14 protein-coding genes are annotated in these 13,257 nt (G+C 61.8%); all 14 read left to right on the forward strand.

Annotation, left to right across the window (positions count from 1 at the left end; all coding sequences use genetic code 11):
* The first annotated feature begins 212 nt into the window (after positions 1-212).
* The 14 genes from mnmG to mgtE all read left to right on the forward strand — a co-directional run bounded on the left by mnmG (position 213) and on the right by mgtE (position 13,237).
* Positions 213-2,108, forward strand: coding sequence for a tRNA uridine-5-carboxymethylaminomethyl(34) synthesis enzyme MnmG (gene mnmG / locus QWY74_RS03365; protein ID WP_264826068.1), 1,896 nt, complete (start codon positions 213-215; stop codon positions 2,106-2,108).
* Positions 2,105-2,767, forward strand: a complete 663-nt coding sequence (gene rsmG, locus QWY74_RS03370; RefSeq protein ID WP_264826069.1) for a 16S rRNA (guanine(527)-N(7))-methyltransferase RsmG — start codon at positions 2,105-2,107, stop codon at positions 2,765-2,767. The genes mnmG and rsmG overlap by 4 nt, the downstream gene beginning before the upstream one ends.
* Before the next feature lie 29 nt (positions 2,768-2,796).
* Positions 2,797-3,567, forward strand: coding sequence for a ParA family protein (locus tag QWY74_RS03375; protein WP_264826070.1), 771 nt, complete (start codon positions 2,797-2,799; stop codon positions 3,565-3,567).
* 45 nt (positions 3,568-3,612) lie between these two features.
* The gene (locus tag QWY74_RS03380) at positions 3,613-4,539 is read left to right on the forward strand and encodes a ParB/RepB/Spo0J family partition protein (RefSeq protein ID WP_264826071.1); all 927 of its coding nucleotides are present in this window, start codon (positions 3,613-3,615) and stop codon (positions 4,537-4,539) included.
* 204 nt (positions 4,540-4,743) lie between these two features.
* Positions 4,744-5,130 (forward strand): ATP synthase subunit I, encoded by a 387-nt coding sequence (locus QWY74_RS03385; protein WP_264826072.1) that lies wholly within the window; start codon positions 4,744-4,746, stop codon positions 5,128-5,130.
* A 14-nt stretch (positions 5,131-5,144) separates the two neighbouring features.
* Positions 5,145-5,969, forward strand: a complete 825-nt coding sequence (atpB, locus tag QWY74_RS03390; protein ID WP_264826073.1) for a F0F1 ATP synthase subunit A — start codon at positions 5,145-5,147, stop codon at positions 5,967-5,969.
* A gap of 48 nt (positions 5,970-6,017) precedes the next feature.
* Positions 6,018-6,245: a F0F1 ATP synthase subunit C gene (atpE, locus tag QWY74_RS03395; protein WP_064699929.1), complete on the forward strand. Its 228-nt coding sequence runs from the start codon at positions 6,018-6,020 to the stop codon at positions 6,243-6,245.
* Between the two features lie 75 nt (positions 6,246-6,320).
* Entirely contained in the window at positions 6,321-6,791 is a 471-nt protein-coding gene (locus QWY74_RS03400) for a F0F1 ATP synthase subunit B (protein WP_264826074.1), read from the forward strand.
* Positions 6,792-6,802: 11 nt separating this feature from the next.
* Positions 6,803-7,342 (forward strand): F0F1 ATP synthase subunit delta, encoded by a 540-nt coding sequence (locus tag QWY74_RS03405; RefSeq protein WP_264826075.1) that lies wholly within the window; start codon positions 6,803-6,805, stop codon positions 7,340-7,342.
* 16 nt (positions 7,343-7,358) lie between these two features.
* The gene (atpA, locus tag QWY74_RS03410; protein WP_264826076.1) at positions 7,359-8,903 is read left to right on the forward strand and encodes a F0F1 ATP synthase subunit alpha; all 1,545 of its coding nucleotides are present in this window, start codon (positions 7,359-7,361) and stop codon (positions 8,901-8,903) included.
* A 68-nt stretch (positions 8,904-8,971) separates the two neighbouring features.
* Positions 8,972-9,862, forward strand: coding sequence for a F0F1 ATP synthase subunit gamma (gene atpG / locus QWY74_RS03415; RefSeq protein ID WP_264826077.1), 891 nt, complete (start codon positions 8,972-8,974; stop codon positions 9,860-9,862).
* 46 nt (positions 9,863-9,908) lie between these two features.
* Positions 9,909-11,285 (forward strand): F0F1 ATP synthase subunit beta, encoded by a 1,377-nt coding sequence (gene atpD, locus QWY74_RS03420; RefSeq protein ID WP_264826078.1) that lies wholly within the window; start codon positions 9,909-9,911, stop codon positions 11,283-11,285.
* A 24-nt stretch (positions 11,286-11,309) separates the two neighbouring features.
* Positions 11,310-11,738: a F0F1 ATP synthase subunit epsilon gene (locus QWY74_RS03425; protein WP_264826079.1), complete on the forward strand. Its 429-nt coding sequence runs from the start codon at positions 11,310-11,312 to the stop codon at positions 11,736-11,738.
* Positions 11,739-11,872: 134 nt separating this feature from the next.
* Complete coding sequence (gene mgtE, locus QWY74_RS03430) at positions 11,873-13,237, forward strand: magnesium transporter (RefSeq protein WP_290313724.1); 1,365 nt, start codon at positions 11,873-11,875, stop codon at positions 13,235-13,237.
* The last annotated feature ends 20 nt before the right edge of the window (positions 13,238-13,257 follow it).

Raw genomic sequence — 13,257 nt, forward strand, 5'->3', positions numbered from 1 at the left:
TCAACAGAAAAGGTGCACACCAGTAGTAACAACAACAACAGAACTTCTTTTCTATATATTATTTATTTTATTGTCTGAAGAGCCCAACAGCGAACGATCCGAAAATCCAGGTGTGGAAAACCCTGACGATTACCCACAGGAGGTTTATACTGGCTGGCTGATTTCATCCCCGATTCGCAATATCGGCGCCGATGCGCCGAACGAGGTGAACCTTGGAGTACCCCGACCGTTTCGACGTCATCGTCATCGGTGGCGGCCATGCGGGCACCGAAGCCGCTCTGGCCTCGGCTCGTACGGGCTGCCGAACCCTCTTGCTGACCCACAACATCGAGACCCTGGGGCAGATGTCCTGCAATCCCGCTATCGGCGGGATCGGCAAAAGCCATCTGGTCAAGGAAATCGACGCCCTGGGCGGGGCCATGGGACTGGCCACCGACAAGGCCGGCATCCAGTTTCGTGTCCTCAATGCACGCAAGGGACCCGCTGTACGCGCCACACGTGCCCAGGCCGATCGCGTGCTGTATAAGGCTGCCATTCGCAGCATGCTGGAAAACCAGCCCAATCTGACGCTTTTTCAGCAGGCCGCCGGTGATCTGATTGTCGACGACCACCAGGTCCGCGGCGTGACCACCGAGACCGGCATTCGCTTCATGGGCGAAAGCGTGGTCCTATGCACCGGTACCTTCCTGGGGGGCGTTATCCACATCGGGCTGGACAACAGTCGCGGCGGCCGTGCCGGAGATCCGCCCTCCAACGCGCTTGCCGAGCGACTGCGTGCCCAGCCATTCCGCGTCGATCGACTCAAGACCGGAACTCCGCCGCGCATCGATGCCAAGAGCGTGGATTTCTCGAAGCTGGAAGAACAACCCGGCGACAGCCCCACACCGGTGATGTCCTACCTGGGCGAGCGTCGGCTGCATCCGCAGCAGATGAGTTGCCATATCGCCCATACCAATGAGCGCACCCACGAGATCATCCATGCCAACCTGGAACGCTCACCGATGTTCTCGGGCACCATCGATAGTGTCGGCCCGCGCTATTGCCCGTCCATCGAGGACAAGGTGCATCGCTTCGCCGACAAGAACAGCCATCAGATCTTTGTCGAGCCCGAAGGCCTGAACACCCACGAGCTCTACCCCAATGGCATTTCCACCTCCCTGCCATTCGATGTCCAGCTACAGGTGGTGCGCTCTATCCACGGCATGGAAAACGCCCATATCACGCGGCCGGGTTATGCCATCGAGTATGATTTCTTCGATCCGCGGGACCTCAAGCACTCCCTGGAAACGCGCTTTATCCACAACCTGTATTTCGCCGGCCAGATCAACGGCACCACAGGCTACGAAGAAGCCGGCGCCCAGGGCCTGCTGGCCGGACTCAATGCCGCCCGCCGGGCCAGGGGGCTGGATGCCTGGTGGCCCCGCCGCGACGAGGCCTATCTTGGCGTGCTGGTGGATGACTTGATCACCCTGGGGACCCGTGAGCCCTATCGCATGTTTACGTCACGCGCCGAGTACCGCCTGCTGCTGCGCGAAGACAACGCCGACATGCGACTCACCGAGGCCGGGCGTGAGCTGGGGCTGGTCGATGATCAGCGCTGGCAGGCCTTCAGCTCCAAGCGCGAGTCCGTCGAGGCAGAAACCGCTCGTCTCGGCTCGCAGTGGGTTCAGCCCGGCAGTGACGCCGCGCAAAAGGTCAATGAGCTCACCGGCCAGCCGCTCAAGCGCGAATACAACCTGCTCGAACTGCTGCGCCGCCCCGAGCTGGGCTATCGCGATGTGGCCGGCCTGGCGGGAGAGGCTGTCGAAGACGAACGCGTGGCCGAGCAGGTGCAGATCCAGGCCAAGTATCAGGGCTACATCGACCGTCAGCAGCAGGACATCGACAAGCTCAAGCGCCATGAGGCCACGCCACTGCCGGCCGACCTGGATTATCAACAGGTCGAAGGTCTGTCCAACGAGATCCGTCAGAAGCTCAGCGAAGGGCGGCCCGAAACCCTGGCCCAGGCCTCGCGCATCTCCGGCGTGACCCCAGCGGCAGTGTCCATCCTGCTGATTCATCTGAAGAAGCGACGCCTGCTCGACGACAGCCGGGTAGCCAACGCATGAGGCATGACGACCGTCGAGTGCACGAACGCCTGGAACAGGGCCTGGCGGAGCTGGGGCTGGCGGACCGGCCGCGGGTGCACGAGGTTCTGATGACCCTGCTGGCGCTGTTGCACAAGTGGAACCGCGCCTATAACCTCACCGCGGTACGCTCGCGTGACGACATGGTGTCGCGGCATCTGCTCGACAGCGCGGTCGTGGCGCCGTATCTAAACGGTTCGACACTGCTTGACGTGGGTTCCGGTCCAGGACTGCCGGGACTGGTGCTGGCCATTCTCGCGCCGGAGCGCCGAGTCACGCTGCTCGACAGCAATGGCAAAAAAGTCAGGTTTCAGCGGCAGGCCGTCATGGAACTCGGCCTGACCAATGTCACGCCTGTCCAGGCCAGGGTCGAGGCCTTTGCGGGGCCCGCCTATGGCTATGACGCGGTGATTTCGCGCGCCTTCGCCAGCCTGGGCGACTTCGTCTCGCTGAGCACCCGCCTGGTGGCGGATGGAGGACGGTGGCTGGCCATGAAGGGCCCCACCGTGGAAGATGAACTGAGCGGATTGCCCGAGGACGTTACCCAGGTCGCCAGTCACGAGCTGCGGGTACCCTTCGAGGCCGGCCAACGCCGGCTGGTGATACTCGAACGCACCGCTTCCACCCAGGGTCGCCACTGAGGCGTCCGTCACACGCAAGGAATGTCGCCGTGACCAAGATCATCGCCTTGACCAACCAGAAGGGCGGCGTGGGCAAGACCACTTCCGCCGTCAACCTGGCCGCCAGTCTGGCGGGCCTGGATCGCCGCGTCCTGCTGGTCGACCTGGATCCTCAGGGCCATGCCACCATGGGCAGTGGTGTCGACAAGCACGAGCTGGACGGCAGTGTGCTCGATGTGATCCTCGGTGATCGCAAGTCCAGCGAAGTGATCCTCGACTGCCCCGAGGCCGGTTACGCCCTCCTGCCTGGCAATGGCGATTTGACCGCCGCCGAAGTGGAGCTGCTGGAGCGCCAGGACGGCCGCGAGCGCTGCTTGATCGACGCCCTGCGCGAGGTCGCCGGGGAGTACGACGTGGTGCTGATCGACTGCCCGCCGTCCTTGAACATGCTGACCGTCAATGGCCTGACCGCGGCCGATGGCGTGCTGATTCCGCTGCAGTGTGAATTCTATGCCCTCGAGGGGCTGTCGGCGCTGCTCGATACCATCGAGCAGATCAAGGACAGCGTGAATCCTCAGCTCGAGATCTATGGCATCCTGCGCACCATGTACGACAATCGCAACAGCCTGACCCGCGATGTCAGCAAGCAGCTGCGTGACTACTTCGGTGATGCCCTGCTCAAGGCCACCATTCCGCGCAATGTGCGGGTGGCCGAGGCCCCCAGTCATGGTCTGCCGGTCACCCAGTACGCCCGCTTCTCGCGGGGCAGCCAGGCGCATCGAGTGCTGGCCAAGGAATTGATTCGTCGTCTGTCGTTGTAAGCGTATAGACCCGGAAACGTATCTACCCTGGATGAGGGAAACGCGATGACGCGCAAACAACGCGCCCTGGGACGTGGCCTGGATGCCCTGATCGGTGCCAATGCCAAGCGCCGTGACAGTCTGGACTTGCCGGAAGTCGACACCACCCTGGACGAGGTCGCGGAAGGCGATGAATCCCCCCGGGTTCCCGAGACCGAGGAACGGCTCGAGCGTTTGCCGCTGGGTCAGCTGGGTCGTGGTCGTTATCAGCCTCGCCGCGATATTCAGCCCGAGAAGCTGGAAGAACTGGCCGACTCGATTCGCGCCCAGGGGGTTATGCAACCCATCGTGGTGCGTCAGATCGAGGCTGGGCGGTACGAGATCATTGCCGGCGAGCGGCGCTGGCGGGCCGCGCAACTGGCCGAGCTGGATGTCATCCCGGCGGTCATCCGTGATGTCAGCGACGAGGCTGCCCTAGCGCTGGCGCTGATCGAGAACATTCAGCGCGAGAGTCTCAACCCGGTCGAGGAAGCCATGGCCATGAAGCGTCTGCTCGATGAGTTTGAGCTGACGCAACAGCAGGCAGCGGATGCCGTGGGACGCTCACGTGCCCAGGTGGCCAACCTGCTGCGGCTTTTGTCGCTGGATCCGGAGGTACAGACACTGCTCGAGCGCGGCGATCTGGATATGGGCCATGCCCGGGCTCTGCTGGGCCTGTCGGGAGCCAAACAGCGCAAGGCGGCCCACGAGGTCGTCAACAAGGATCTGACCGTGCGTGCCACCGAGGCCCTGGTCAAGCAGCTCAATGCCGGTGGACCAAAGAAACCGGCCAAGGCTGCACCCGGTCCGGACGTGGCCCGGCTGGAGTCGCGCCTTGGCGACCTACTGGGCGCGCCGGTGAAGATTCAGCATGGCCAGAGCGGCAAGGGGCGCGTGACCATCCGCTACGCCAGCTTGGAAGAACTCGACGGTATACTGGAGCACATTCGCTGAGGCGGTGATTCATTTAGCGAGCTAAAGAAGTTCGCAGCGTTTCATCGGCTTTTAGTCTTAAGCTGGCGTGATATCGCGAACAATCGCGGCGCATGCGGTTGATGCCGCCGGGCCGCTTCCCTATAATCGCGCCGGACTGTCCGGTTTGGCAGTGGTGCTCGAGGCGGTGACCCAGCGGCCCTCCCGAAAGACAATGGAGACCTCATGGCGGCCCGGATCAAGCGCCCCGATGTGCAGCGACTGATGCTGGCACAATTGGCAGTGACAGGCCTGATGGTGCTGGTTGCCGTCGTGATAGACGGCAAAGGCGGTGGTACTTCGGCTCTCAAGGGAGCTGTTGTGGCGTTGCTACCCAACCTGTTCTTTGCCTGGCGAGCCTTCCGCTATCGTGGAGGGCGCCAAGCGCGGAAGATGGTGGCAAGCCTCTATCGGGCGGAAGCAGGCAAGTTTGTTTTGACGGTGGCACTTTTCGTGGTGGCGTTCGTGGCAGTGCCCCCCTCAAATCATGCTTTCTTCTTTAGCGCTTATGTGGTGATGCTGTTCATCCCCAGCCTGGTCGGCTGGATGGGCAGGCCACCGTCACCCAACTGAAATCGAGGCAGCTCATGGCAGGCAACAACCAGACTCCGACGGAGTATATTCAGCACCACCTGCAAAACCTCACCTACGGTTACCATCCGGAGAATGGCTGGTCGATCGCCCATTCAACGGCCGAGGCCCAGGAAATGGGCTTCTGGGCCATCCACCTGGACACCATGGGCTGGTCAGTGGCGATGGGTGTACTGTTCATCTGGCTGTTTCGCATGGTCGGCAAGGCCGCGACTACCGGCGTGCCCGGCAAGCTGCAGAGCGCCATCGAGATGGTCTTCGAATTCGTCGAAGGCACCGTGCGTGGCGCTTTCCATGGCCGTAACACTTTGATCGGGCCAATCGCGCTGACGCTGTTCGTGTGGATCTTCCTGATGAACCTGCTCAAGTTGATACCGGTCGACTTGGCCCCTCAGCTGTTTGCGCGACTGGGCGTCGAGTACATGAAAATCGTGCCGACCACCGACCCGAATGCCACCCTGGGCATGGCGCTGGGCGTTTTCTGCCTGATCATCTACTACAGCATCAAGGTCAAGGGACTCGGGGGCTTTGCCAAGGAGCTCTCCCTGACCCCCTTCAACCACTGGCTGCTGATTCCCTTCAACCTGGTGATGGAGGTCATTGGTCTGCTGGTCAAGCCGCTTAGTCTTGGTCTGCGACTCTTCGGCAACATGTTTGCCGGTGAAGTGATTTTCATCCTGATCGCGCTGCTGCCCTTCTGGATCAGCTGGACCCTCAACGTACCCTGGGCCATCTTTCATATCCTGGTCATTTCGCTGCAGGCGTTCATCTTCACCGTCTTGACCGTGGTCTATCTGAACGCGGCCCATGAGCACCACTAAACCGTTCAACCCTGAAAACCTTCACTTCAACTCGATAGGAGTATCACCATGGAACTCGTCTACATTGCCGCTTCTCTGATGATCGGTCTTGGCGCTCTGGGCACCGGTATCGGCTTTGCCCTGCTGGGTGGCAAGCTGCTCGAAACCACCGCCCGTCAGCCGGAGCTGGCCAACCAGCTGCAGACCAAGACTTTCCTGATGGCTGGCCTGCTGGATGCCGTGCCGATGATCGGTGTGGGTATCGCGATGTACCTGATCTTCGTCGTTGCCGGTTAATCATCAACATGCCGAGCGTGAAACGCTCGGTTTGTTGATTTCCGGTCACCACGAATCTGTCAGAGGTACGTCCTTGTGAATATCAACATGACGCTTATCGGACAGATGATCGCCTTCGCGATCTTTGTCTGGTTTTGCACCAAGTATGTGTGGCCGCCGATCAATAATGCGCTCCATGAGCGTCAGAAGAAGATCGCCGATGGCCTGGACGCGGCCAGCCGTGCCTCACGCGACCTCGAGAAGGCTGAACAGCAGGCCGAAGAGACACTGCGTGAAAGCAAGGAACAGGCAGCCGAAATCCTGGAGCAAGCCCACAAGCGGTCCAATCAGATGATCGATGAGGCACGCGAGCAGGCCCGCCAGGAAGGCGAGCGCATGGTCGCGGGCGCCAGGTCCGAGATCGAGCAGGAAGTCAATCGCGCGAAGGAAGAGTTGCGAGGCGAAGTGTCGCGGCTCTCCGTCCTAGGCGCTGAGCGCATCCTGGAAGCCTCCATCGACGAGAAGCAGCACGCCAGGCTCGTCGAAAAACTCGCTGACGAGCTTTAAGGAGGTTCTCCATGGCGCAACTGTCTACCGTCGCTCGCCCCTACGCCAAGGCAGCGTTTGAATATGCCACTCAGCACCAGGCACTCGATGCCTGGGCCGGCATGCTCGACAGCGTGGCGCAGGTCGTCGGCAACGATGATCTGCGTCAGCAGGTGCTGGGCAACCCACGCATGGCCAGCGAGCAAAAGGTCGAGCTGGTCGTGGAGCTGTGCGGCGATGCTGTGAGCGACGAACTGCGCAACTTCCTTTACCAGGTTGGCCTGAAAGGCCGCCTGGCGGCTCTGCCGGCCATCGCCGAGCAGTTCGCGCTGCTCAAGGCTCAGCAGGAGAAGCGTATGGACGTGGAAATCGTCTCTGCCTTCCCGTTGGACGACGCGCAGCAACAAACGCTCGCGAGTGCGCTGGCCAAGCGTCTGAACCGCGAAATCTCCATTACCAGTCAGGTGGACAGCAGCCTAATGGCTGGCGTGATCCTGCGTGCCGGCGATACCGTCATCGACGGTTCGGTACGCGGTCGACTGAATCGCCTCCACGAGGCCCTTTCCGCCTGAGTCTGAGGGACATGGCATGCAGCAACTGAATCCTTCCGAGATCAGCGACATCATCAAGCAGCGTATCGAAAAGCTGGATGTCGCTTCCGAAGCCCGTAACCAGGGCACCATCGTCAGCGTGTCTGACGGTATCGTGCAGATCCATGGTCTGGCCGATGCAATGTTCGGCGAGATGATCGAGTTCCCCGGCGGCATCTACGGCATGACGCTCAACCTCGAGCGCGACAACGTCGGCGCCGTGGTACTGGGTGATTACCTGCAGCTGGAAGAGGGCATGACCGCTCAGTGTACTGGTCGTATCCTCGAGGTGCCGGTTGGCCCCGAGCTGCGCGGCCGCGTGGTCGATGCCCTGGGCAACCCGATCGACGGCAAGGGCGACCTGGGCACCGACAAGACCGATGCGGTCGAGAAGGTCGCGCCGGGCGTCATCACTCGTCAATCCGTGGACCAGCCTATCCAGACCGGCTTCAAGTCCATCGACGCCATGGTGCCGATCGGCCGCGGTCAGCGTGAGCTGATCATCGGCGACCGCCAGATCGGCAAGACAGCGATTGCCATCGATGCCATCATCAACCAGAAAGACACCGGCGTGACTAGTGTCTATGTGGCGATCGGCCAGAAGCAGTCGACCATTGCCAACGTGGTGCGCAAGCTCGAAGAGCATGGCGCCATGGAACACACCATCGTGGTGGCGGCCGGTGCGGCTGACCCTGCGCCGATGCAGTTCCTCGCCGCCTATTCCGGCTGCACCATGGGCGAGTACTTCCGCGACCGTGGCGAAGACGCCATGATCGTCTATGACGACCTCTCCAAGCAGGCCGTGGCCTATCGTCAGGTCTCCCTGCTGCTGCGTCGTCCGCCGGGCCGTGAAGCCTTCCCGGGTGACGTCTTCTACCTCCACTCGCGGCTCCTCGAGCGGGCGGCGCGGGTCAATGAGGACTATGTCGAGAAGTTCACCGATGGTGAAGTGAAGGGCAAGACCGGTTCATTGACCGCCCTGCCGATCATCGAGACCCAGGGTGGTGACGTCTCGGCCTTCGTTCCGACCAACGTGATCTCGATCACTGACGGTCAGATCTTCCTCGAGACTGACCTGTTCAACTCGGGTATCCGTCCGGCCATCAACGCCGGCCTGTCGGTATCGCGTGTGGGTGGCTCGGCGCAGACCAAGATCATCAAGAAGCTCGGCGGCACCGTGCGTCTGGCACTGGCTCAGTATCGTGAGCTGGCGGCCTTCGCCCAGTTTGCTTCCGACCTCGACGAGTCGACCCGCAAGCAGCTGGAACACGGTCAGCGCGTGATGGAACTGATGAAGCAGAATCAGTACTCGCCGATGTCCGTGGCGGAAATGGCCGTGACCCTCTTTGCCGCCAACGAGGGCTATCTGGAAGATGTCGAGGTCGGCAAGGTGCTGGATTTCGAACGTTCCCTGCAGGACTTCATGAAGTCCGAGTTCAGCGAACTCCTCGACACGATCAACCAGAGCGGTGACTACAGCGACGAGATCAAGACGGGCTTGAAGGAAGGGCTCGACAAGTTCAAGGCAACTCAGAGCTGGTAATTCCCCCGGCCCGCTTGTGAAAAGCGGGCCATGGAGCTTTCTGAGGGCCACGAACGGAGTAGATCGCTATGGCAGCCGCAAAAGAGATTCGCTCCCAGATCGGGAGCATCAAAAACACGCAGAAGATCACCAGCGCCATGGAAATGGTCGCGGCGTCGAAGATGCGCAAGGCGCAGGATCGCATGAAGGCGAGCCATCCCTACGCCAGGCAGATTCGCAAGGTCGTGGGCCATCTCGCCGATGCCAACCCGGAATACAAGCATCCGTGGATGGAAGAGCGTGAGGTCAAGCGTGTCGGCTTTATCGTGGTATCCAGTGACCGCGGCTTGTGCGGTGGCTTGAACGTCAATCTGTTCAAGTCCGTCGTCAAGGAGGCCAGGGCCTGGCATGAGCAGGGCGCAGAGCTCGATTTCTGTACCCTGGGCAGCAAGGCCAGCACCTTCTTCCACAAGTATGGCGGCAACCTGGTGGCGGCCAAGAGCGGCCTGGGTGAATCGCCCCGCGCCGAAGATCTGGTCGGCAGCGTCAAGGTCATGCTGGATGCCTATGATGAGGGCAAGCTGGACCGCCTCTACGTGGTGTTCAATGAATTCGTCAACACCATGACCCAGAAGCCGGTGGTCCGTCAGTTGCTGCCGCTCTCTCCCGAGATGGGAGTCGAGACAGAGACTGACGACAACGACGAAATCGAGCGTCCCAGCAGCTGGGACTACCTGTATGAGCCTGATGCCCAAGCGCTGTTGAACAGCCTGCTCGTGCGCTTTGTCGAGGCGCAGGTCTATCAGGCGGTGGTCGAGAACGTAGCCTGTGAGCAGGCCGCCCGCATGATCGCCATGAAGAGTGCTACCGACAACGCCGGCAACATGATCGACGACCTGGAACTGGTGTACAACAAGGCCCGTCAGGCGGCCATTACCCAGGAAATTTCCGAGATCGTCGGTGGCGCCGCCGCCGTATAGCGCAGGCATACAGGTTTCATTTGCAGGTACTTTGAGAGGAACCAAGATGAGCGGACGTATCGTACAAATCATCGGCGCGGTGATTGACGTAGAGTTTCCGCGGGACGAAGTGCCCAAGGTCTACGACGCGCTGACGGTCTCGAACAGCGAGACCATCCTTGAGGTCCAGCAGCAGCTGGGCGACGGCGTGGTACGCACCATCGCCATGGGAACCACCGAGGGTCTCAAACGCGGCCTCGAGATCACCGATACCGGCGCGGCGATTTCCGTGCCGGTGGGGGAAGCGACACTGGGACGTATCATGAACGTCCTGGGTCAGCCGATCGACGAAGCTGGTGACATCGGTGAGCAGGAACGCATGCCCATCCACCGCAAGGCCCCCGGCTATGCGGACCAGGCGGCTGCCGAGGAACTGCTGGAAACCGGCATCAAGGTCATCGACCTGGTCTGCCCGTTTGCCAAGGGCGGCAAGGTCGGCCTGTTCGGCGGTGCCGGTGTCGGCAAGACCGTCAATATGATGGAGCTGATCCGTAACATCGCCACCGAGCACAGCGGTTATTCCGTGTTCGCCGGTGTCGGCGAGCGGACCCGCGAGGGCAACGACTTCTATCACGAGATGCAGGAGTCCAACGTCCTCGACAAGGTCTCACTGGTCTACGGTCAGATGAACGAGCCGCCGGGCAACCGCCTGCGTGTGGCGCTGACCGGCCTGACCATCGCCGAGAAGTTCCGCGATGAAGGCCGTGACGTCCTGCTGTTCGTCGACAACATCTACCGCTATACCCTGGCCGGTACCGAGGTCTCAGCACTGCTCGGCCGCATGCCATCCGCGGTGGGTTACCAGCCGACGCTGGCGGAAGAGATGGGTGTCCTGCAGGAGCGCATCACTTCCACCAAGACGGGCTCTATCACCTCCGTGCAGGCCGTATACGTGCCCGCGGATGACCTGACCGACCCGTCGCCGGCCACCACCTTCTCGCACCTGGATGCGACCGTGGTACTGGCGCGTTCCATCGCCGAGCAGGGTATCTACCCGGCCATCGATCCGCTGGACTCCACTTCGCGTCAGCTCGACCCGCTGGTCATCGGCGAGGAGCACTACAAGGCCGCGCGTGGCGTTCAGGGCGTGCTGCAGCGCTACAAGGAGCTCAAGGACATCATTGCCATCCTGGGCATGGACGAGCTGTCCGACGAGGACAAACTCGCCGTGGATCGAGCACGCAAGATCCAGCGCTTCCTGTCCCAGCCGTTCTTCGTGGCCGAGGTGTTCACCGGTTCTCCCGGCAAGTACGTTTCGCTCAAGGAAACGATCCGCGGGTTCCAGGGCATCCTCGACGGTGAGTACGACGAGCTGCCGGAGCAGGCCTTCTATATGGTCGGCACCATCGACGAAGCCGTCGAGAAAGCCAACCAGATGAAGTAATCCCTCCACCTGGGAGACGTCATCATGACGAAAAGCATCAAGTGCGAGGTCGTCAGTGCCGAGGCATCGATCTTCTCCGGCGACGCCGAGCAGGTCGTGGCGTCCGGTATCATGGGGGATCTCGGGATTCTCGCCGGCCATACGCCATTGCTCACCGAGCTGGCGCCGGGCCCGGTGCGGGTCGTCCGCGGCGGAGGCGAGGAGGACCACTTCTATGTCTCGGGTGGCTTCCTCGAGGTTCAGCCGACGGTAGTCACCGTGTTGGCGGATACCGCCGTGCGCGCCGACGACCTGGACGAGGCTGCCGCCGAGCAGGCTCGCCAGGAAGCGCTTCAGGCCATGAGCGACAAGTCCGCGGAGCTCGATTACACCCGGGCCGCCGCTGAGCTGGCCGAGGCCGTGGCACAACTGCGTACCATCCAGCAGTTGCGTCGCAAGGCGGGGCGCGGTTGATCCCGGCCCGTCGCCGAGCGTGACAGACCAGGGCGCCTCCCGGATATCTCCCGGGGGGCGCTTTTTTTGTGCGCTCAGTTGCTTACCATATTCTCTGGACCATCGAACCAGCGCGTGGCCGGGAGACAGCCTTCATGTCATTGAGTGCACCGCTTGAACACCACAAGGTCTCGCTGCTGCATGCCCTCGACCGGGATGATCGGCAGCAGTTGAATCGCCAGTTGCCCGAGCTGCGCTCGGCGGATATCGGCGAAATTCTTCATGACCTGCTCAGCGACGGTCACGAGCTGCGCGCTCGGGCCCTGCTCGACAGCTTGCCGCTGGAACGCCAGGCCAATGTGCTCGGTTATCTACACGATGAAGAGCAACTGGTCTTCACGGCCGTGATGCGCAATGACAAGTTGCAGGCCGTGCTCGAGGAGATGGGCTCGGATGAGCGCGCGGATCTGTTCAAAGTGCTCGGCGAGGATCGTCGTGAAGTATTGCTGCGCCGCATGGCCCATCGCGAACGTGAGCAACTGATGCGCCTGGCCAGTTATGAAGAGGGCACGGCCGGCGCCCTGATGACCGCCGACTATGTAGCCATCCCCATGGGCATGACTGTTTCCCGGGCGATGATGCGGGTCAGACAGACGGCTCCGGACGCCGAGACCGTCTATCAGTTGTATATCATCGATGAAGATGGCTGCCTGGCCGGCACCATGTCGCTGCGTCAGTTGATGGTGGCGCGCCCCGGGACGGTGGTCGACGACGTGATGATTCGCGATGTGATTCGCATGAGCGTGGACACCGCGCAGGAAGAAGTGGCGCGAGCCGTGGCTCGTTACGACCTGCTGGCCGTGCCGGTGATCGACGAACAGGGACTTCTGGTGGGCATCGTGACGCATGATGATGCCCTCGATGTGGTCGAGTCCGAGGCCACCGAGGATATCCACAAGGGCATGTCGATCGGTCAGTTGGAAGACGGTGTCACTCGGGTACCGCTGCTGAGCCTGTATCGCAAGCGCGTGACCTGGCTGGTGCTGCTGGTCTTCGGCAACCTGCTCTCGGGGGCCGGCATCGCGTATTTCGAGGAGACTATTGCCGCCCAGGTGGCGCTGGTCTTCTTCCTGCCATTGTTGATCGGCAGCGGCGGCAATGCCGGGGCCCAGGCAGCGACCCTGATGGTTCGCGGCATGGCCACCGGGGATGTCGGCGTGCGGGACTGGGGTAAGCTGCTGGGGCGCGAGTTGTTGGTCGCCGGCTCGCTGGGCCTGACCATGGCCCTGGCAGTGGCACCGATCGGGGTGATGCGTGGCGGTGAAGCGGTGGCCCTTGTGGTGGCCATCAGCATGATCTCGATCGTGCTTTTCGGCAGCCTGCTGGGCATGTGTCTGCCCTTCGTGCTCGATCGCTTCGGCTGGGACCCGGCCACCGCCTCGGCGCCACTGGTGACGACCCTGATCGATGCCTCCGGGGTGCTGATCTACTTCAGCTTCGCGACCCTGATACTGTCCTGAGCAGTAACTTTCACGAACAG

It is taken from the genome of Halomonas almeriensis, assembly GCF_030409235.1.
GTDB classification, from domain to species: domain Bacteria; phylum Pseudomonadota; class Gammaproteobacteria; order Pseudomonadales; family Halomonadaceae; genus Halomonas; species Halomonas almeriensis.

Bases quoted from the DNA above. Each gene is read 5' to 3' on its own strand.
- rsmG (WP_264826069.1), top strand. From the start codon at position 2,105: ATGAGGCATGACGACCGTCGAGTGCACGAACGCCTGGAACAGGGCCTG.
- QWY74_RS03380 (WP_264826071.1), top strand. From the start codon at position 3,613: ATGACGCGCAAACAACGCGCCCTGGGACGTGGCCTGGATGCCCTGATC.
- QWY74_RS03385 (WP_264826072.1), top strand. From the start codon at position 4,744: ATGGCGGCCCGGATCAAGCGCCCCGATGTGCAGCGACTGATGCTGGCA.
- atpB (WP_264826073.1), top strand. From the start codon at position 5,145: ATGGCAGGCAACAACCAGACTCCGACGGAGTATATTCAGCACCACCTG.
- atpE (WP_064699929.1), top strand. From the start codon at position 6,018: ATGGAACTCGTCTACATTGCCGCTTCTCTGATGATCGGTCTTGGCGCT.
- QWY74_RS03405 (WP_264826075.1), top strand. From the start codon at position 6,803: ATGGCGCAACTGTCTACCGTCGCTCGCCCCTACGCCAAGGCAGCGTTT.
- atpA (WP_264826076.1), top strand. From the start codon at position 7,359: ATGCAGCAACTGAATCCTTCCGAGATCAGCGACATCATCAAGCAGCGT.
- atpG (WP_264826077.1), top strand. From the start codon at position 8,972: ATGGCAGCCGCAAAAGAGATTCGCTCCCAGATCGGGAGCATCAAAAAC.
- atpD (WP_264826078.1), top strand. From the start codon at position 9,909: ATGAGCGGACGTATCGTACAAATCATCGGCGCGGTGATTGACGTAGAG.
- QWY74_RS03425 (WP_264826079.1), top strand. From the start codon at position 11,310: ATGACGAAAAGCATCAAGTGCGAGGTCGTCAGTGCCGAGGCATCGATC.
- mgtE (WP_290313724.1), top strand. From the start codon at position 11,873: ATGTCATTGAGTGCACCGCTTGAACACCACAAGGTCTCGCTGCTGCAT.